We start from the raw sequence: 19974 nt of genomic DNA, 5'->3' as shown, positions 1-19974 counted from the left end.
GACTAAGCGTGGTTGCTTGCATGGCAGTTTCTACGGTTATCATGGTCAGTATGCGAATTATAAATCACAAACATCGACTCATGCCCTATGTTTATGTGCCGAATGCGTCCAGTTAATCGGATTGGTCAATTTAGACCCGTTTGCCCTGAATAACTACCCCTGAAGCCTATTCCTGAGTTAACATGTAATCTCATTAACAAATTGCCCACTGTAATTTTGTTGTATATGACATTTGTGATCGACATTGTTTGATTGACATAATGTTGAGTTAGGCATCTTGGTGGGCAGCAGTCATGATCAGACGGGAGTTTTTCATGTCCAAACAACAGATCGGTGTTGTCGGTATGGCGGTTATGGGGCGCAATCTGGCGTTGAATATTGAAAGCCGTGGTTACTCTGTATCCATTTTCAACCGCTCCAGCGATAAAACTGATGAAGTTATTGCTGAAAATCCAGGGAAAAAATTAGTTCCAAGTTATTCCATTGAAGAGTTTGTTAGCTCACTGGAAAAGCCACGTCGTATTCTGTTGATGGTCAAGGCAGGTGAAGCTACGGATAAAACCATTGCATCACTGACGCCGCATTTGGATAAAGGTGACATTCTGATCGATGGTGGCAATACCTATTTTCAGGATACTATTCGCCGCAACCGTGAGCTGTCTGCTCAGGGTTTTAATTTTATTGGTACAGGTGTTTCCGGTGGGGAAGAAGGCGCATTGAAAGGCCCTTCAATCATGCCTGGCGGTCAGAAAGAAGCTTATGAGCTGGTTGCGCCTATTCTGAAAGAGATCGCTGCCAAAGTTGATGGTGAGCCTTGTGTCACTTATATCGGTGCAGACGGAGCAGGTCATTATGTGAAGATGGTTCACAATGGTATTGAATATGGCGACATGCAACTGATTGCAGAAGCATATTCTCTGCTGAAGCACTCCTTGAATCTGAGTAATCAGGAACTGGCGGATGTGTTCAGTGACTGGAACCAAGGTGAACTGAGCAGCTATTTGATCGAAATTACCGCTGATATCTTCCGTAAGAAAGATGAAGAAGGTAAATATCTGGTTGATGTCATTCTGGATGAAGCTGCCAATAAAGGTACGGGTAAATGGACCAGCCAGAGTTCTCTGGATCTGGGTGTTCCAGTAACGCTGATTACCGAATCCGTATTTGCTCGTTATATTTCCTCTCTGAAAGATCAGCGTGTTGCTGCCTCTAAAGTTCTGTCAGGGCCAGAAGCCCAGCCATTCAATGGTGACAAGGCAGAATTTATTGAGAAAGTTCGCCGTGCTCTGTACTTGGGTAAAATCATTTCTTACGCTCAAGGCTTCCAACAGTTGAAAGCGTCTTCAGATGAATACAACTGGGATCTGAATTATGGCGAAATTGCCAAGATCTTCCGTGCAGGTTGTATCATTCGTGCGCAGTTCCTGCAAAAAATTACGGATGCGTACAATGAGAACGCCGCTATCGCCAACCTGTTGTTAGCGCCTTACTTCAAGCAAGTCGCGGATGAGTACCAGCAAGCTCTGCGCGATGTCGTTTCTTATGGTGTCCAGAATGGCATTCCAACGCCAACATTCTCTGCGGCCATTTCTTATTATGACAGCTATCGTTCAGCGGTTTTGCCTGCCAACTTGATTCAGGCTCAGCGCGATTATTTCGGTGCGCATACCTATAAGCGGACTGATAAAGAAGGTATTTTCCATACTGAATGGTTAGATTAAAAATCGACTGTTAGTAAATAGGGTGCTGGAAGTTCAGCACCCTTAATAAATTATTCGATTATCCAAAGCATACTTTTGACAAAACTCCTAAACTTTCTTCCCGCGCCATATCAATTTTTTTGTATCAGCCTTTCAGCAAATTTTTCAATAAAGTGTGCTACCTCTGAATCGAGGCCAACAATTAGCACAAAGCTGATAATCAAAAATACAACTATTATCAATGTAGGAATATTATTCATATAATAATCGCCATATGAACTTATTAACATTATAGTACACTATTAATTTCATTAATGGAGATATTATTTGCTATTCAATTTTGATGAATGTCGCTAGTTCAGGCATCGCTATACCTATTTTTAAATTTTACAAAGGCGATTATTGATATCGATCAAAATTGCTGAGGTAGATAAGTGTCACATTGTAACCCACTTCTTTTGCATCGAGATTTGAAATACTTCAGTAAAACCTAAGGAGTTCCGAATGGCAGTATCAACTTTCTTTATCCCGCCAGTGAATAAAATCGGTATGGGATGCATGACTGAAGCCGTTGAATTAATGAAAAATTATGGCTACAGGCAGGCTTTGATTGTCACTGACCGCGTGTTAAACGAGATTGGTGTTGTTGGAGAAGTTCAGAGTTTACTGGCTGAAGCAGGGATAAAGAGTGCGATTTATGCTGGGACGAATCCAAATCCGACCACTATTAATGTTGAAGAGGGGCTAATCATCCTGCGTCAGCATGATTGTGATTGCGTTATTTCTCTGGGAGGTGGTTCACCGCATGACTGTGCAAAAGGGATCGCGCTGGTGGCGGCTAACGGTGGGGATATCCGTGACTACGAAGGCGTTGATCGTTCTGCTAAACCTCAATTGCCATTGATTGCCATTAACACTACGGCGGGTACCGCCTCTGAAATGACGCGTTTCTGTATCATTACAGATGTTGATCGTCATATCAAAATGGCCATTGTGGATAAAAATGTGACGCCTATATTGTCAGTCAATGATTCCGCATTGATGGCCGGTATGCCGAAAGGACTCACTGCCGCAACCGGCATGGATGCGCTGACTCATGCTATTGAAGCTTATGTTTCTACGGCAGCCAATCCTATCACTGATGCCTGTGCGTTGAAGGCTGTGACGATGATTAGCGACTATTTGCGCCGTGCCGTTGCAAATGGCAATGATATGGACGCGCGTGAGAATATGGCTTATGCACAGTTTTTGGCAGGGATGGCATTCAATAATGCCTCTTTGGGTTACGTTCATGCCATGGCGCATCAGTTAGGTGGTTTTTATGATTTGCCACATGGTGTCTGCAATGCCGTATTACTGCCACATGTACAGAAATTCAATGCGAAAGTATCTGCATCCCGCCTGAAAGAGATTGCTGCTGCAATGGGAGTTGATATTACTAACCTGAACGATCAACAGGGTGCAGAAGTCTGTATCCAAGAAATCAGCAAATTGGCGAAAGATGTCAATATTCCGGCAGGGTTGTCTGAGTTAAGTGTCAAAGTCGAAGACTTGTCAACGTTGGCAACCAATGCGTTAAAAGATGCTTGCGGTTTTACCAACCCGATTCAGGCATCACACGAAGAGATCGTGGCTATTTTCAAAGCGGCAATGTAACTCGATAAATCTTGCCATTTCTATGGCAAGATTCAAAAAGAAGCGAGGCGGCACCAGATATGCCGAACTTACAATTACCGCGCCACATTTCGACTCTACCTGTTTTCTGAATCGCCCCCGTAGGCGAAATGACTGCAATTTATTGAAATCTCAATGCCTGTTCAGTCAATTATTCTTTGGCTGAATGCCTTTCCTGCAATTGGCGGATGATACAACTGAGATCCAAATTTTGATCTTGTAATAAAACCAGCAGGTGGTAAATCAAATCAGCAGCTTCACTGGTCAGTTCTTCCCGATCATTAACCGTGGCTGCCAGTGCGGTTTCTACGCCTTCCTCACCGACCTTTTGAGCAATCCGTTTTGTGCCGCTGGCATACAGACGAGCGGTATAAGAACTAGCTGGTGGGGCATTTTTCCGGCTTGCCAGTAGTTGTTCGAGTTGGTAGAGGAAGCCCCATTCAGTTTGCGCTGGTGCAAAACAGCTCTCGGTTCCTGTATGGCAGGTTGGGCCAATCGGATTGACGAGAGCGAGCAGGGTATCGTTGTCACAATCGGGGTAGATATCAACCAGATTCAGGAAGTGGCCGGAACTTTCGCCTTTTGTCCATAACCGCTGTTTGGTGCGGGAAAAAAAGGTGATTTTACCGGATTCCTGTGTGGCATTAAGTGCCTCTTGATTCATGTAACCCATCATTAACACCGTACCGGATACAGCGTGCTGGACGATGACGGGCATGAGATCATCCACTTTTTTCCAATCCAGTTTTTCGATTTGCTGTGCTGTTAACATGTTCTAACCTCGACACCCTGTGTAACAAGATATTGCTTGAGCTTACCAATATTGATGATCTGTTTGTGAAAGACGGAGGCAGCCAAGGCACCGTCAACATTAGCCAGTTTAAATGCATCCAAAAAATGTTCTGGCGTACCCGCACCGCCGGAAGCCACCAAAGGGACGGAGCAGATATCCCGAACCAATTTCAGTTGGGTAAGATCATAGCCATTGCGAACACCATCCTGATTCATCATGTTCAGGACGATTTCACCCGCGCCACGTTGTTGTACTTCCTTGACCCAATCCAGTGTTTGCCATTGTGTTGCAGTTGTGCGTTTTTCATCACCGGTAAATTGATAGACCCGATAGCTGTTGCTATTTTCATCAAACCACGTATCAATGCCGATTACTACACATTGGACGCCATAGCGATCGGCCAGACGACTGATTAACGAAGGATCGGCCAGAGCAGGGGAGTTAATGGATATTTTATCGGCACCGAATGATAAAATCTGACCAGCTTCTTCGGCAGTTTTGATACCGCCTGCGACGCAGAATGGGATATCGATCACTTCGGCGACTTTCGCCACCCAGCTTTTATCTACCACGCGACCATCTGAAGAAGCGGTGATGTCGTAAAATACCAGCTCATCAGCGCCCTCTTGAGCATAGCGCTGTGCAAGTGGAATGATATCACCGATGATTTCATGATTTCGGAATCGCACTCCCTTGACCACTTGCCCATCACGAACATCAAGGCAAGGAATTATGCGTTTTGCCAACATTGGATAGCCTCCGTCAGTGTGAATTTTCCTTCAAGTAATGCCCGTCCGACGATAACGCCCATAACGCCAGCGGCTGGTAGGGGAGAAATATCAGCGAGGTTGCCGATCCCGCCCGATGCCTGAAATTGAATCTGTGGATAGCGCTGACTGATTTCCTGATAGAGTGCGATATTAGAGCCGTTTAGTGTGCCGTCACGGGAAATATCGGTACATAAAACATGTTTCAGCCCAACGGGGAGATATTGCTCAACAATCTGTTCAAGAGTGGCATTACTGTTTTCCTGCCAGCCACTGATGGCAATTTGTTTAGCACCGTCTGTACTGATGCGGATATCGAGTGCCAGTACAATTGACTCTGCACCATATCGCTGAAACCATTGTTTGACTAATTCCGGCTGTGTGATCGCTGTTGAGCCAATGACTACCCGACTAGCTCCGGCCTCAAGGAGTGATTTGATATCGTTTTCCGAACGGATGCCACCACCCACTTGCACTGGAACAGAAACGTCAGCCAGCAATTCGCGCAGCAAGGTCATCTGGCGCTTGGTGGGATCTTTCGCGCCGGTGAGATCCACGAGATGCAGCAACTTAGCACCTTCTTTTTCATATTGTTTCAGGTAGGACAAAGGTGAATTGCCATAAGTCCGCTGCTGGTCGTAATCCCCTTGATGCAAACGCACCACGTTGCCATCAATTAAATCTAATGCGGCGATAATCATACGCTTACATCTCCAAAAAGTTTTTCAGCAATTGTGCGCCAGCTGTGCCAGAGCGTTCAGGGTGAAACTGCACACCAAAGAAATTGTTTTTTGCAATGGCACTGCTGAAGGAATTGCCATATTCCGTCTGGGCGATGGTGTATTCACCAACAGGCAGCGCGTAACTATGGACAAAATAAAAACGGGCATTGTCTTCAATATGGCAAAACAGGGGATGTCCAGCCTGTGCTTTTACTTGATTCCAACCCATGTGGGGTAATGGTAGGCCCGCGGTCGCCATTTTTTTGACGGGGGCATCAATTAATGCCAGCAAGGAGACGTTATCGTCTTTTTCACTATTGTTTTCTTCACTGATTGTCGCCAGAAGCTGCATACCGAGGCAAATACCCAGTACCGGTTGAGTGAGTGAATTAATCAGTGGGATCAGTTGCCGTTGCTGGAGCTGAGACATTGCGGCCATGGCTGTACCTACTCCCGGCAGAAACAGTTTATCGGCTGATCGCACAATATCCGCATCCAGACTGACGACGGGATCATAACCCAATCGACGGATGGCATAAGTAACAGAAGCAAGATTGGCACAGCCTGTATCCAAAATAACAACTTTCATCATAACATTCCCTTATAACACGCCCTTAGAACTGGGCAGAACATCGCCTTCTACGCGAATGGCCTGCCGCAATGTCCGACCAAAGACTTTGAACAGACTTTCTGCCCGATGGTGATCATTCTTACCTTTGGTTTTCAGGTGTAAGGTGCATCCCATCGTATAAGAGAGTGAACGGAAAAAGTGTTCGATCATCTCAGTACTTAAATCGCCAACACGTTGATGTTTAAACTCTGCTTTGTATTCGAGATGTGGCCGACCCGAAATATCCAGAGCACAACGGGCGAGACATTCATCCATCGGTAATGTGAAGCCAAAACGAGCAATGCCGCGTTTATCGCCCAATGCCTGCTTCAGAGCTTCACCTAAAGCCAATCCAGTATCTTCAACGGTGTGGTGATCATCAATACAGAGATCGCCCTTAACCTGTACATTCATGCGGAAACCGCCGTGAGTGGCAATCTGATCCAGCATGTGATCAAAGAAACCCACGCCAGTATTGATTTCGCTTCTACCTTCGCGATCCAGCCAGATATCAATATTGATGCCAGTTTCTTTGGTCTTACGTTCAACGCTAGCATGACGATCTTTGCGGGTCAGTTGCTCACAAATCGCTGGCCAACCAAGTGATTGGGCTTGATAGCGAATTCCTTTAATTCCCATGTTTTCAGCCAATTGTAAGTCAGTTTCCCGATCCCCGATAACGCAACTGTTTTTCGTATCTACCATGCCTTCTGTTAGATATTTTTCCACCAATCCGAGCTTGGGTTTGCGGCAGTTGCAATTATCTTCGAGTTTGTGAGGGCAGATCAGAACTTCTTCAAACTGAATACCTTGCGAAGTGAAAACTTGCATCATCAGTGCGTGTGGTGGCTCAAAATCGGTCTGGGGGAAGCTATCAGTCCCCAATCCATCCTGATTCGTGATCATGACCAGTTTGTAACCCGCTTTTTGCAGGGATAACAGGGCAGGGATCACGCCAGCTTCAAAGGCCAATTTATCAAGGCGATCGACTTGGTAATCGGTCGGAGGTTCGGTGATCAACGTTCCATCGCGGTCAATAAAAAGCAGTTTCTGGCTCATGGATTTTCAGTTTCCTTTAGTGGTTGAGCTTGGCTACAAAGAGTAGAGATAGCGCTGACCAACTGTTCACATTCATTTCGGCTACCAATGGTGATTCGCAGGCAATTATCCAATCCCGCTTGTTTCCGCTGATCACGCAAGATGATCCCTTGCTCCCATAATGTCCTGAATACGATTTCCGCATCGGTAAATTTCACTAAAATATAGTTGGTTTCGCTCGGAAACACTGTTTCGACCAATACCAGTTTATTCAATGCCTGCCGGAGATAAGTCCGGTTCTTGACCACTTCCTCTACACGATCTTTCATTATCTTGATGTTTGTTTCTGTCAGCGCCTGCGCAGCGATATCCGCTACAGGCGTGGCAAGTGGATATGGAGCAATCACTTTCAACATTAGCGCGATAATATCGGGAGAAGCCAGCGTAAATCCACAGCGTAGTCCTGCCAGTGCAAAAGCTTTCGAGAGGGTTCGCAAAATCACCAAGTGCGGGTAGTCTTGCAGCCAGCCGGTGGTAGTATGTTGCGGACAGAATTCGATATAGGCTTCATCAATGGCAACAATGGCACGGTTACGAGCGAGTTCAAGGATCTGTCGCAGTGCCGTAGGAGCAATCAGATTACCCGTGGGGTTGTTGGGGCTACAGATATAAATCAGTTTCACGCGATCCAGATTATTTTCGATGGCGGCAATGTCCGGCTGCCAGTCAGCACGGGTGGAGATCTTTTTCTGTTCTACGCCAAAGGCTTCTGCACTGACGCTGTACATGCCGTAAGTGGGGGGGCAGAACAGCACGGCGTCTTTTCCCGGCTCGCAGAAAACGCGGATCAATAGTTCAATAGATTCGTCGGCGCCACGGCTGGCAAGGACTTGATCCGGTTGCAGGCCGACATAATCCGCATAGCGCTGGATAACAGAGACGGGCTGGCATTCAGGGTAGCGGTTGAGCGTTTTTTCGCTGAACTGAAAATCAGGGGCGATGGGATATTCATTGGCATTTAACCAGATATTACCATTGCCACCCAGACGGCGGGCAGACATATAAGGGATTAACTGGCGGACATTTTCTCTTGCCAGTGAATTGACATCAAAAACAGTACTCATCATTGCTCCTTATCTTAGTTATTCAACGTCTGCGTTGTTCAGGGCAGCAATACGTAATGTGACGGCATTTTTGTGCGCGGTGAGTTGTTCTGCCTGCGCCAATATTTCTATGGTTGGGGCGAGGCTTCTCAATCCTTGCGGTGTGAGTTGCTGAACCGTCATTCGTTTCAGGAAATCTGCCAGACCGAGGCTGGAGTAGGTTGAAGTATAACCATAGGTCGGCAAGACGTGATTGGTGCCCGAAGCGTAGTCTCCTGCGGATTCTGGCGACCAGTCTCCGAGGAAAATCGAACCCGCGCTGGTGATTTTTTCTACAAGCTGCTCAGGCTGGCGGGTTTGGATGATCAAGTGTTCAGGGCCGTATTGATTGCTGATCGCTACGCATTGAGCCAGATCGTCAGTGATAATGATTCGGCTGGATTGCAGAGCCTGAATCGCGATTTGCTGGCGTGGCAGGGCAGCAAGTTGTGTTTCGATTTCACGGATCACCTGCTCGGCAAAAGTTTCGTCAGGTGTGACCAGCACGACTTGAGAATCAGGGCCATGTTCCGCTTGTGAAAGTAGATCTGCTGCCGTAAATGCGGGATTGGCTCCACTGTCCGCTATTATCAGCACTTCTGATGGACCTGCTGGCATATCTATGGCTGCACCGTCGAAGCGCTGACTCACTTGCCGTTTAGCCTCTGTTACCCAAGCATTACCCGGGCCAAAAATCTTGTCCACTTTAGGGACGGATTCTGTGCCAAAGGCCATTGCAGCAATGGCTTGTGCGCCGCCAACCTGAAATATTTCGTTAATCCCACAGAGCTGTGCCGCGTAGAGAATTTCATCAGCAATCGGGGGTGGAGAGCAGAGAATAACCTTACGGCACTTTGCGATGCTAGCGGGTGTTCCCAGCATTAATACAGTGGAAAGCAGAGGCGCAGAACCACCGGGAATATATAACCCCACTGAATCGATTGGGCGTGTGACTTGCTGGCAGTGAACACCCGGCAGGGTTTTAACCTCAATCACAGCAGGTTTTTGGGCTTCATGGAACAGGCGAATATTATTCATGGCCTGCTGCATAGCCTGTTTGATTTCTGGTGCCAGACGACTGGCGGCTGCGTTAACTTCACTTATAGAAATCGGGATAGTATCGATTGTTGTTTTGTCGAAGCGCTGGCTGAATTCCCGCAATGCTTCATCGCCGTTGGCTTTAACCGTTTCCAGAATCTGTTTTACCGTGCGAGAAATATCTTCTGAAGCGGCGACAGCGGGACGTGTCAGCAATACTTTTTGCTGTTCTGGTGGGCATTCCTGCCAGCGGATAATGGTTTTAAAATGGGTGCTCATCAAGATTACTCCATCATTTTTTCAATCGGTAGAACCAAAATGGAACTGGCGCCCAGTGATTTAAGTTTTTCCATCGTTTCCCAGAATAGGGTTTCACTGCTGACCATATGCATGGCTACACGGTTTTGTGCCCCCGCTAGTGGCAAAATGGTGGGACGTTCAGCACCCGGAAGTAACGAGATAATCTCTTCCAGTTTGTCGTTTTGGGCATGTAGCATGATATATTTGGATTCACGCGCCTGAATAACGCCTTGGATTCGGATCATCAGCTTGTCGATGAGTTGTTGTTTGGCTTCTGGCATCTCACCATCGCGTTGGATCAGGCAGGCTTTTGAGCGATAGATGACTTCAACTTCCCGCAGGCCGTTGGCTTCTAGTGTTGCACCTGTTGAAACCAAATCACAGATAGCATCAGCTAATCCTGCACGGGGAGCAACTTCAACTGAACCGTTGAGAAGGCAGGATTTGAAACGGATACCTTTTTTATCCAAATAACGTTTCAGTAAGTAGGGGTAAGACGTGGCGATACGGGAATTTTGCAGGCATTCCACTCCGGTATAGTCGTAGTCAAAGGGAGCGGCAAGGGAAAGACGGCAATCACCAAAATCAAGGCGGCGCAATGTGTTATAACGGGGATCTTCTCCTTGTGCCCGACGGTTTAACAGTTCTTCTTCAAGTACGTTTTCACCGATAATGCCTAAATCGACAACACCATCCATAACAAGACCCGGAATATCATCATCACGGACACGCAGGATGTCGATGGGCATATTTTCTGCAAATGCAATTAGACGTTGTTGCTGCAAGTTGATTTTGATGCCACAGCGAGCCAGTAATGCCCGGGAATCATCACTGAGGCGGCCGGATTTCTGCATGGCTATTCGTAAGCGTGTTTTATCTAGCATGTTATGTTTTACCCTATCTCAATATTCAATATATAAATCGCGTAAATTGGCAATAAAAAACCCCCGGAAAATCTTCCGAGGGTTTTTTATCGTACTCATGCCACCGGAAGACTTACTAAATGTCTTCCAGCACACAACAGCCTGAAAGACTAGTCAGGATGATGGTGATGATGGCTAAATTGAATACGGTTCATAATATGTGAGCTCTCTATCTACTTTTTTTAATATATGTTTGCGAACAAGGATTGGTTGCTTACCGTTTAACCTATATGATTTTGTGTATGAAAAGCAACTTTTTTTTCAAAGAAGCTGTTTGTATTGTTCTAATTGTTTGTTTTATAAATAAAACTGGTGTTGTCGTTAAGGCAATATGCAGATAGCCTGAAGAATCAAAATCATATCGGTCCTGAGGAGAGTTATGGTGAAAAAAGTTTCCATCATCGGATTGGGTTGGCTGGGAATGCCGTTAGCGCAAATTTTGCAAGGCTATGGTATGCAAGTGGTCAGTAGTAAAACAACAGCGGATGGTGTCGAAGCGGCACGCATGTGTGGGGTAGATTGCCACTTATTGAATCTGACCCCTCAGATAACCTGTGAAGCGGATGATCTTGAACGGCTCATGTCAGTGGATGTACTGGTGCTAACACTCCCTGTCAGCGGTATTGCGGGGGGTGGGGAAGGGTATGTCAAAGCGGTGCAGTTAGTTGTCGATACTGCGCTTTCGCATTCGGTTCCCCATATTATTTTCACCAGCTCAACTTCAGTTTATGGCTCGTCTGTCGGTCATCTGAATGAAGATGCTCCATTATTTCCTGAGACGCGATCTGCCAAGGCGTTGGTTGAATTGGAAAACTGGCTGCATCGACTGCCAAATACTTCTGTTGATATAGTGCGTTTGGCTGGTTTGGTCGGCAGTGGTCGCCATGCAGGGCGTTTCCTCGCAGGGCGGAAAGCGATTGAGGGTGGAGAAAAGGTGGTCAATCTAGTTCATCAGGATGATGTTATTTCTGCTATTAAACGCCTTATAGAGCAGCAGAAAGGAGGGCATATCTATAATCTGTGTGCGCCAGAACATCCGAAAAGAAAGGAATTTTATTCGCAGGCTAGTCGTCAGCTCGATTTGGCTCCGCCAGAGTTTTCACAGTCAAAGGCTCAGGGAGCCGCGAGCAAAGTTGTTGACGGTAGCCGTATCTGTCGGGAACTGGGGTTTGAGTATCAATTCCCAGATCCCGGCAGAATGCCAATGAGCTGATGATCAGCTTATTTCAATCATAACGATTTTTTGAAACGCTGGTCTTTCGGTCAGTAATTGATACCAGCGTTCCAAGTTTGGCAGAGATGGACGCTCTATCCCGACCTTTAGCCATGGATAGACCAATGGAGCGAGGGCGATATCCGCCATGCCAAACTTATCACCGGAAAGGTATTTTTGCTTACCTAGTACGTTATCGACAATTTTCAGCAGTTTTTCTATCTCTTTTAATATCTGGGCAACCACTTTCGGGTCACGCTGATCTTCCGGTGTTCTGACAATGTTGATCATAAGTTGTTTGATCGGCGGGAAGAGATTGTAGCCTACCCAATCCATCCATTGATCAATTCTGGCTCTTTCTTGAAGATCGGCAGGATAAAGACTATTTTCGCCGAATTTTGCCGAAATATAGCGCACAATCGCGTTTGATTCCCATAAGATAAAATCATCTTCCTGCAAACAAGGAATGACAGCATTGGGATTCATGAGCAGGTATTCTGGAGTATTAAGTTTGCCAAACTGACCACCAACATCAATTTGCTGATATGGTACGTTTAACTCTTCCAGACACCAAATGACTTTTTTTACGTTTGATGAGCTTTTACGGCCCCAGATTGTCAACATCATTCTTTCCTTAATATCAGGTTATTTTGAGTCATCGATAATATGACAATAAATTCATTCGGGTAACAAGAAAATCTTTACGTTATTGGGTTGGAGTCTTGTCTCATAACATCCTATATTAATAGAGCTTTTATATTCTGGTTGTAGACAAAAAGGGCGGGCTATGATGAAAAAAAGACGGCAGGTACAGATAATCAAATCTTTTACTGTTGGCTTGGGTGTTTTTTGGTTGATGGGTGTCAACGCATACGCAATGGATGAACCCTCAGCACCTGAAATTGATGCGAAATCCTATATATTGATGGATTACGCCAGTGGAAAAATTCTGGCATCCCATAATCCCGATGAGCGGCTATATCCAGCGAGTCTGACAAAGGTGATGACCAGCTATGTTGTTGGTCAGTCGATTAAGTCGGGAAAGATTTCCACAGAAGATCAGGTAACCGTAGGTAAAGATGCTTGGGCAACCGGCAATCCGGCGCTTAAAGGGTCATCCCTGATGTTTTTGAAACCGGGTGATCGGGTCAAAGTCATTGATTTGAACCGTGGCATTGTGATCCAATCTGGCAACGATGCCAGTATTGCCCTTGCGGATTATGTAGCGGGCAGTCAGGATGCTTTCGTTGATTTGATGAATAAATACTCGAAAACTCTGGGGCTGGAAAATACCCATTTCAAGACTGTTCACGGTCTGGATGCTGCGGGGCAATACAGTACCGCTCGTGATATGGCGCTCTTGAGTCAGGCTATGATCCGTGATGTGCCAGAAGAATATGCGCTGAATAAAGAGAAAGAATTTACTTTCAATAATATCCGTCAACCTAACCGCAATCGCTTATTGTGGAATCAGAATATGAATGTGGATGGTGTAAAAACCGGACACACCAACGGGGCAGGATATAACCTTGTTGCTTCTGCAGCGGAAGGGCCAATGCGTTTGATTTCAGTTGTACTGGGAGCGCCTAGTGATCGAATGCGTTTCTCTGACAGTGAAAAGATCCTGTCATGGGGATTCCGTTTCTATGAAGCCAGTACTCCGCTTAAAGCCAGTGACACACTGGTGACAGAAAGAGTATGGTTCGGTACGCGTTCAGAGGTGGCTTTAGGTGTAGAAAAAGATACGGCCGTGACGGTGCCGCGAGGTCAAGCGAATAATCTGAAAGCCAGTTTTACGCTGAACCAAACTTCACTTGAAGCGCCATTGGCGAAGAATCAAGTTGTGGGAACTGTGAATTTTTCGCTGAATGATAAGGTGATTGATCAACGTCCGTTGGTTGTTAAAGAAGCTGTAGAAGAGAGTGGCTTTTTTGGGCGTATTTGGGATTTAATTGTGAAGACTGTCAGCGGCTGGTTTAACTCAATTTTCGGGTAGGAAGATAAACGAAATAGCCAGAAATATTGAAGATGTATGAGCTTCGGATAAATAGGAAAATGCCAGTCAATCGTGAAGTCGGCCGGCATTTTTATGGAGCTGCTGTCGTAGAAATCAGCGCTTGAGCTTTGATTACATGACTGAGTAAACTGCCGCAGAAATAGCAATTAATCCTGTCACAACCACAAAGACATTGCTTGGCTTACCAGCATATTTGCGCATAGCTGGCACTTTGTGAATAGCGTACATTGGCATGATGAACAAAATCATGGCAATGATTGGCCCACCCAAGGATTGGATGATGTCTAGAATGCTCGGGTTAAGAGTAGCCACGATCCAGGCGCTGACTAACATAAAGAGGCTAGTGATACGATTCAGCGACTTACGCTGAATAGTTTTGCCTTGTGTGCTCAGAGCTTTGTTTACGATACCGTTGAAGCCTTCGCGAGCACCCAGATAGTGACCGAGGAACGATTTAGTAATTGCAATGAAGGCAATTAAGGGAGCAATGTACTCAATAGTTGGTGCACTAAAATGGTTAGCCAGATAGGACAGGATAGTAATGTTCTGTGCTTTTGCTTCTGCCAGGTTTGCCGGTGACAGGCTCAATACGCAACTGAAGACAAAAAACATGACGGTAATCACCATCATTATGTGAGCATAACCCAGAATGCGCGAGCATTTTTTCTCCGCATTTTCACCGTACTCTTCGCGTTTTGCTACGGCAAATGCAGAGATGATTGGAGAATGGTTGAAGGAGAAAACCATGACAGGAATAGCCAGCCACAGAGTAAACAGCAAGCCATGACCGTTCGTGGAAGTCAGGACATTTTCCAGTGACAGGGTATCGAAGATTGTGGTATTCCAGTGTGGGATCAAATACAGCGCCAGCAGCATCAGAACGGCGACGAATGGGAATACCAGTACGCTCATTGCTTTGACGATAAATTGCTCACCGAAGCGAATAATGCTCATCACACCAAGGATCAGTACCAGTGCCAGCAATGCACGCGGTGGTGCGGTCATATGTAACTGGTGAGTAATAAAGCTGTCTACGGTGTTAGTCAGTGCAACACTATAAACCAGTAAAATAGGATAAATTGCAAAGAAGTAGAGAATTGTGATCAGGAAACCTGCAACTTTACCAAAATGCTCTTCTACCACGCCGGTGATATCTTCGCCATGCTTTTTGCCAGACAAGACAAAACGGCACATTCCACGGTGAGCAAAAAATGTCATCGGAAGTGCGAGTAGTGTCATGATGATGAGTGGAATTAAACCACCAATACCGGCGTTTATGGGAAGAAACAGAACTCCAGCGCCAATGGCAGTGCCATATAACCCCAACATCCATACAGTGTCTGATTTACGCCAGGTAGTATAATCGCTTTTGCCGGAAGCAGCAGAGGCTGCGATAGAACCTGATTGAGACGTGTCCATAAATATCTCCGAAATAACGCAGTAAAGTAAAATTTAAAAATTGCTAAACCTGCACATTAATAAAATGCACGAGTTGGATTCTATTTATATGAATAATAAGTTGTTAGATATTGTTCTGACGTCTATCTAAACGTTTTTGTTACTACATTAATAAACTGACCAAAATGTGGTCAGCTAAAGCAGAAGAGTTGAAATCCTGCTGTATTTTATTTTTGATGTTGAAATCAAAAAATTTAACCCTAGTCTTTTGATAGGGAAAATATAGTTATTTTCAGTGAAATGTACCGTGATCACTCTCGCAATTGCAAGGTTTATATCTAAAAATTAATATGTTATAAGGTTTTATGAAAGTGTTAATTAAATATTACATAAAATGAAAAAGAAAAATCAAGGAAGTGAACCTGATTATTTTAATTTTAAATTTTTGTGTTCTATTCACAAAACCATACTGGTATTCATATATTAATGATATTAAATGTGTAAATATTTTTTAGTCTAAAATAGTATTATAAATATAAATTTTGATTTTTTTAAATATAATAAAATTAACCCAGATTAATATTATCTTATTGAAATAAAAAGAAAATATTTAATCGTTGAGTCTCTGGTGAATATTTGTTCTCTGTGTTTACATCTTTGCTTTTATTGATTATGTATTAATAAATTTTTTGATTTAAACAATCGTAGTGCAAAAAAATTGTCAGTCAAATTTTGATTTATGAAGAAACAGTAATCATATTATCGCTATATATTGTTAAATATAATGAAGCATTTTATGCTGTCGATTAATTTGCTCGCACCTTGTAAATAAAATGTTAATAAATGGTTTGGGTAAAATAAAGCCTTAAACTAGCCGTGATAATGAGGCTTAAGGTAGATTTACCTGAATTTAAGGCTTCAAAAATAAAGCTCAAATATTCAACAGCAGTTTATTTGTAGCATAAATATCCAGTGGCATATTGCCGTTGGGTTAATTTTTTATCCATCCTTTCCGGATGAAAAATGCACAGCAGAATTGGTAAAGGCGAATGAGTTTACTGTGCCAATACTCACCATATAAGCGCCAGAATATTTGTGAAAAAGCACAACCCATCAAGCTGACTAGAAATGCGCCGATCATATCGATTGGCCAATGAACCCCTACGTAGACTCTGGCCCATGCAATCATGCAGGCGATGATCATCAGGCATAAACCTGACCGGATACGATGCCAGAAGATAAATGCTAACGCGAAGGTAAAGACTGCTGCACCGTGGTTACTGGGAAAAGAGGCTGTAGGGGCATGATAGAGAAAATTGTAACCAAAACCTTCTACAAACGGCCGGGCGTGTGGAACAAATGTTCCGATGATATCCGAACCGGCTATTGCAAAGGCAAAGGCAATACAGGATTTACTGACAACAATACGTTGATGTGAGATGGCTTTTCCTTCTCCCCAAAGCCAGCAAGCAGCTAATGTTATGGGGAAAATAAACACAAGATATTTTGCTATAAAGATCGCCAGTAAAATCATTGCTGGTGATGAATCCGGTGTTGCATTGATAAAAGTAAACACATTGTGGTTAAGTTGTTCTAGCAAAGTAAGCCTCACAAGCGTGATATTGACGCAAATATGATAAACATGCTTTATCAAGTCATTGTTAAAAATAGTAATTTTATAATACGATTCAGTAAAGGATTTTTGCTTTAATTCACCATGTTATTTAACGATTGTTGATGTTAAGTGAGTAAACAATATGCCGATGATAGCAAGAAAAGATGATTTCGATGCCCTCTGTGCTGTGGATAACGCAGTGACAAATAAAAAAACCCGATAGCCTTTAACCAAAATGGGTGACTATCGGGCTCCTCAATATGGGGACATCAAAGAAAAGCAGTGGCATTAATTCAGACTGCGTGATGTGATGAAAGTTCTCATTGTTGAGAAAAAAATTACAGATTTTTTTCAATTCAGTGGATATGTGGATCTTAGTCAACATTATGAACCTGCCACTATCCAGAAGAAAGCATCGACATTTCTGGCTGGATAGTGAGTTTTATGGTTATTTGTACAGGTTCAGATGTTCTTTAGCGTAAGCTTCAAAATCAGTAAAGCCGCCGATATGTTTCTCATCAAGGAAAATCTGAGGAACGGTTTCAACGGGTTTCCCCACAGTTTTTGACAAGTCGTCTTTGGTGATGCCTTCAGCCCAGATATCAATATAGCGGTAATCAAAGTCGTCGCGCTCTGCTTTCAATTTTTCAGCCAATTCTTTGGCGCGAACGCAATATGGGCAACTTGGGCGACCAAAAATGACAGTATACATACAAACTCCTTAGTGGTAATAATCGTGAACTTCATAGATTGTCATCTGGGGTTACTATGCCTGTAAGCGTTGGCAAAAAAAAGCAGGAATTGCCTTTTGTTCTAATTTGTCCTGCCGATAGAAGGGATTCAGGTATGATAGTCCCTCTATAAGAGGCGGAGAGTCTAATTTGTCAGGCTCAGAAGGTAGTAGAGAGTCATGAAGAAAATCTCAACAAAAGAGATGCGCTCGTTGTCAGATATGCCAAAGCTGGTTATTTTATTAGAAGTATTGGGAATCGGCTTGTTGGTTTTGGCGTATTTGTCGATAACTGATAGCATAATTCTATCACCTTTATTAATGACGACAGAAGCGCACATTGCTATGATCTTATTGGGTATAGGTTGCTTGATACCTGCAGCTATCCATATTATCTGGCGTGCAGTCTATAATCTTTCTTTTTTGGGAATTGATCATAAGAAAGTAGATAAAAATCATCAGACTGGTTCTGATGATGAAAAAACAAAATAGGTTAATTATTGATCGTGCTGCTATTGGCAAGGTGTTTCCTTCAGGTAGCATGTACAACTTTTTGGTCATATGAGGTTGATTCGATGGATTCTATGGTTGTTCCAAATTTGGCAACATTGCGTAACTGGCTTGAACGCCTCAAAATTTCTTATTTTGAGAATGATTCAAATTCGGTCTTGCATTTGCCTCATATGCAGAACATTGATGGCCTGTTTGATGCCAAGATTGATCTGTTGGGTGACGTAGTGCTGTTTTCTGCTCTGGCAGAAGTCAGGCCAACGGCGATAATTCCATTAGTTGCAAACTTGAGCCAGATTAATGCGAGTTCCCTCACTGCCAAAGCGTTCCTTGATATTCAGGACGAAAACTTACCGAAGTTGATAGTTTGTCAGGCATTTCCTATCGCCGCTGGTATGACTTTCCCGCAGTTTTCCCATTTCTTGCAGCAAAGTGAGGAGCAGATTGCCAATGTGATTTTTGAAATTCACAGCAATAACTTCCTTTATATTAATAATGATATGGAAAGCGAGATGGAAGTAGAAGTAGAAGATGAGGAATCATTGGCTTCGACGGAAACATCGACATTTACCTTGCACTAATATTCTTTGATATGGTTTTTTACAATGCAATGTGCGCAGTATACCGCGGGGCATTGTCACTCCTGCCAGTGGCTCAATAAGTCCTATTCACAACAATTATCTGATAAACAACAACATTTACAGCAGCTTTTACGGGAGACGTCAGCAACGTACTGGCTGCCTCCAGTCAGCAGCCTGATCAGTGGGTTTCGTAATAAGGCCAAGATGGTGGTAAGTGGCAGTGTTGAACGCCCACAGCTTGGAATGCTTCACCGTGATGGCAGAACGGTGGATCTTTGTGATTGCCCTTTGTATCCGCAATATTTTCAGCCAGTATTTGAAGCAATAAAAATATTTATCGCTAAATCCGGGTTGGTTCCGTACAACGTTGCACGTAAAAAAGGGGAATTGAAATATATTCTGCTGACAGAAAGTCGTGCCAGCGGTGAAATGATGCTACGTTTTGTCCTGCGCTCAGAAATAAAACTGGCTCAGTTGGAACATGCTTTGCCGTGGTTACAGGAACAACTACCACAATTGGCGGTTATTTCTGCCAATATTCAACCAACTCATATGGCGATTTTGGAAGGTGAAAAAGAGATCATTTTTACTGAACATAAAATGCTGAAGGAAACCTTCAACGGAATTCCGCTGTATATTCGTCCCCGTAGTTTTTTCCAGACAAACCCAGAAATTGCTTCGGCGCTTTATGCGACGGCTGGTCGTTGGGTCAGAGAGCTGAATAGCAGCAGCATGTGGGATCTCTTTTGTGGAGCAGGAGGTTTTGGGCTGCACTGTGCAGACAAAGAAACCAGACTGACAGGGATTGAGATTAGTGCAGAGGCCATTGCCTGTGCCAAAAACTCGGCCAAAAGTCTTGGTCTTGAGCAGGTTGAATTTCAGGCATTGGATTCTACACATTTTGCCCTTGATAAAGCGCAACTCCCTGAACTGGTGCTGGTGAATCCTCCTCGCAGGGGAATTGGTAAGGCGTTATGCGAATACCTCAGCCGGATGGCACCTAAATTTATTCTCTATTCAAGTTGTAATGCCGAAACAATGGCAAAAGATATTGCTGCGCTTGAGCAATATCGAATAGAAAAAGTGCAATTATTCGATATGTTCCCTCATACAGAACATTATGAAACGCTGGTGTTATTGATTTTTGATGGAAAGTAACAGGGGATTTAGTTGTATTTCTGTCAGCGATAACTATTAGTTATC

The 19974-nt window shown here is 44.1% G+C and carries 20 protein-coding genes and 1 other annotated feature; of the genes, 7 read left to right on the top strand and 13 right to left on the bottom strand.

Going from position 1 to position 19974, the window contains the following annotated elements; genetic code table 11:
- The first annotated feature begins 314 nt into the window (after positions 1-314).
- Positions 315-1721, top strand: a complete 1407-nt coding sequence (gene gnd / locus NXS07_RS11090; protein WP_038212398.1) for an NADP-dependent phosphogluconate dehydrogenase — start codon at positions 315-317, stop codon at positions 1719-1721.
- A gap of 483 nt (positions 1722-2204) precedes the next feature.
- Entirely contained in the window at positions 2205-3356 is a 1152-nt protein-coding gene (gene yiaY, locus NXS07_RS11085) for an L-threonine dehydrogenase (RefSeq protein ID WP_258086746.1), read from the top strand.
- A gap of 169 nt (positions 3357-3525) precedes the next feature.
- On the opposite strand, the gene hisIE is transcribed toward yiaY, so the two are convergent.
- The 9 genes from hisIE to hisL all read right to left on the bottom strand — a co-directional run bounded on the left by hisIE (position 3526) and on the right by hisL (position 10862).
- Positions 3526-4146, bottom strand: a complete 621-nt coding sequence (gene hisIE / locus NXS07_RS11080; RefSeq protein ID WP_038212391.1) for a bifunctional phosphoribosyl-AMP cyclohydrolase/phosphoribosyl-ATP diphosphatase HisIE — start codon at positions 4144-4146, stop codon at positions 3526-3528.
- Positions 4140-4916, bottom strand: coding sequence for an imidazole glycerol phosphate synthase subunit HisF (hisF, locus tag NXS07_RS11075; RefSeq protein ID WP_258086745.1), 777 nt, complete (start codon positions 4914-4916; stop codon positions 4140-4142). Before hisF ends, hisIE begins: the two co-directional genes overlap by 7 nt.
- Positions 4898-5635, bottom strand: coding sequence for a 1-(5-phosphoribosyl)-5-[(5-phosphoribosylamino)methylideneamino]imidazole-4-carboxamide isomerase (hisA, locus tag NXS07_RS11070; protein ID WP_258086744.1), 738 nt, complete (start codon positions 5633-5635; stop codon positions 4898-4900). Before hisA ends, hisF begins: the two co-directional genes overlap by 19 nt.
- A 4-nt stretch (positions 5636-5639) precedes the next feature.
- Positions 5640-6245 (bottom strand): imidazole glycerol phosphate synthase subunit HisH, encoded by a 606-nt coding sequence (gene hisH, locus NXS07_RS11065; RefSeq protein ID WP_258086747.1) that lies wholly within the window; start codon positions 6243-6245, stop codon positions 5640-5642.
- Between the two features lie 12 nt (positions 6246-6257).
- Complete coding sequence (gene hisB / locus NXS07_RS11060) at positions 6258-7325, bottom strand: bifunctional histidinol-phosphatase/imidazoleglycerol-phosphate dehydratase HisB (RefSeq protein WP_258086743.1); 1068 nt, start codon at positions 7323-7325, stop codon at positions 6258-6260.
- On the bottom strand, positions 7322-8428 hold the full coding sequence (gene hisC / locus NXS07_RS11055) for a histidinol-phosphate transaminase (protein ID WP_258086742.1): 1107 nt from the start codon (positions 8426-8428) through the stop codon (positions 7322-7324). The genes hisB and hisC overlap by 4 nt, the downstream gene beginning before the upstream one ends.
- Positions 8429-8446: 18 nt before the next feature.
- Positions 8447-9763, bottom strand: a complete 1317-nt coding sequence (gene hisD / locus NXS07_RS11050; protein WP_438818386.1) for a histidinol dehydrogenase — start codon at positions 9761-9763, stop codon at positions 8447-8449.
- Positions 9764-9768: 5 nt separating this feature from the next.
- Positions 9769-10668: an ATP phosphoribosyltransferase gene (gene hisG / locus NXS07_RS11045; protein WP_258086740.1), complete on the bottom strand. Its 900-nt coding sequence runs from the start codon at positions 10666-10668 to the stop codon at positions 9769-9771.
- Between the two features lie 51 nt (positions 10669-10719).
- Positions 10720-10842 (bottom strand) — a sequence feature (His leader region).
- On the bottom strand, positions 10818-10862 hold the full coding sequence (gene hisL / locus NXS07_RS11040) for a his operon leader peptide (protein WP_155271310.1): 45 nt from the start codon (positions 10860-10862) through the stop codon (positions 10818-10820). It overlaps the preceding feature by 25 nt.
- 224 nt (positions 10863-11086) lie before the next feature.
- Here hisL and NXS07_RS11035 point away from each other — a divergent pair, with 224 nt between their 5' ends.
- Entirely contained in the window at positions 11087-11920 is an 834-nt protein-coding gene (locus NXS07_RS11035; RefSeq protein WP_258086739.1) for an SDR family oxidoreductase, read from the top strand.
- A 3-nt stretch (positions 11921-11923) separates the two neighbouring features.
- Here NXS07_RS11035 and NXS07_RS11030 read toward each other — a convergent pair whose 3' ends face one another.
- Positions 11924-12544: a glutathione S-transferase family protein gene (locus NXS07_RS11030; protein ID WP_038201056.1), complete on the bottom strand. Its 621-nt coding sequence runs from the start codon at positions 12542-12544 to the stop codon at positions 11924-11926.
- A 163-nt stretch (positions 12545-12707) separates the two neighbouring features.
- Here NXS07_RS11030 and NXS07_RS11025 point away from each other — a divergent pair, with 163 nt between their 5' ends.
- A complete protein-coding gene (locus NXS07_RS11025; RefSeq protein WP_258086738.1) occupies positions 12708-13916 on the top strand; it encodes a serine hydrolase in 1209 nt (402 codons plus the stop codon).
- Positions 13917-14048: 132 nt separating this feature from the next.
- Here NXS07_RS11025 and NXS07_RS11020 read toward each other — a convergent pair whose 3' ends face one another.
- The 3 genes from NXS07_RS11020 to NXS07_RS11010 all read right to left on the bottom strand — a co-directional run bounded on the left by NXS07_RS11020 (position 14049) and on the right by NXS07_RS11010 (position 17662).
- Positions 14049-15356: an HAAAP family serine/threonine permease gene (locus tag NXS07_RS11020; RefSeq protein WP_038191788.1), complete on the bottom strand. Its 1308-nt coding sequence runs from the start codon at positions 15354-15356 to the stop codon at positions 14049-14051.
- A 970-nt stretch (positions 15357-16326) separates the two neighbouring features.
- Positions 16327-16935 carry an undecaprenyl-diphosphate phosphatase gene (gene ybjG, locus NXS07_RS11015; RefSeq protein WP_258086737.1) on the bottom strand — a complete coding sequence of 203 codons (609 nt, stop codon included), beginning with the start codon at positions 16933-16935 and terminating at the stop codon, positions 16327-16329.
- 463 nt (positions 16936-17398) lie between these two features.
- Positions 17399-17662 (bottom strand): GrxA family glutaredoxin, encoded by a 264-nt coding sequence (locus tag NXS07_RS11010; RefSeq protein WP_012987472.1) that lies wholly within the window; start codon positions 17660-17662, stop codon positions 17399-17401.
- A 198-nt stretch (positions 17663-17860) separates the two neighbouring features.
- On the opposite strand from NXS07_RS11010, the gene NXS07_RS11005 reads away from it, so the two are divergent.
- The 3 genes from NXS07_RS11005 (at position 17861) to rlmC (ending at position 19929) form a co-directional block, all read left to right on the top strand.
- The gene (locus tag NXS07_RS11005) at positions 17861-18172 is read left to right on the top strand and encodes a YbjC family protein (RefSeq protein ID WP_038188054.1); all 312 of its coding nucleotides are present in this window, start codon (positions 17861-17863) and stop codon (positions 18170-18172) included.
- An 83-nt stretch (positions 18173-18255) separates the two neighbouring features.
- Entirely contained in the window at positions 18256-18771 is a 516-nt protein-coding gene (locus NXS07_RS11000; RefSeq protein ID WP_038201044.1) for a type III secretion system chaperone family protein, read from the top strand.
- 24 nt (positions 18772-18795) lie between these two features.
- A complete protein-coding gene (gene rlmC / locus NXS07_RS10995; RefSeq protein WP_046337211.1) occupies positions 18796-19929 on the top strand; it encodes a 23S rRNA (uracil(747)-C(5))-methyltransferase RlmC in 1134 nt (377 codons plus the stop codon).
- Positions 19930-19974: the final 45 nt, after the last annotated feature.

Origin of the sequence: Xenorhabdus bovienii (genome assembly GCF_024721015.1) — a bacterium.
Classification (GTDB): Bacteria; Pseudomonadota; Gammaproteobacteria; order Enterobacterales; family Enterobacteriaceae; genus Xenorhabdus; species Xenorhabdus bovienii.
Note: the sequence above shows the minus strand (reverse complement) of the source record. Positions and strands in the feature narration are given on the sequence as shown.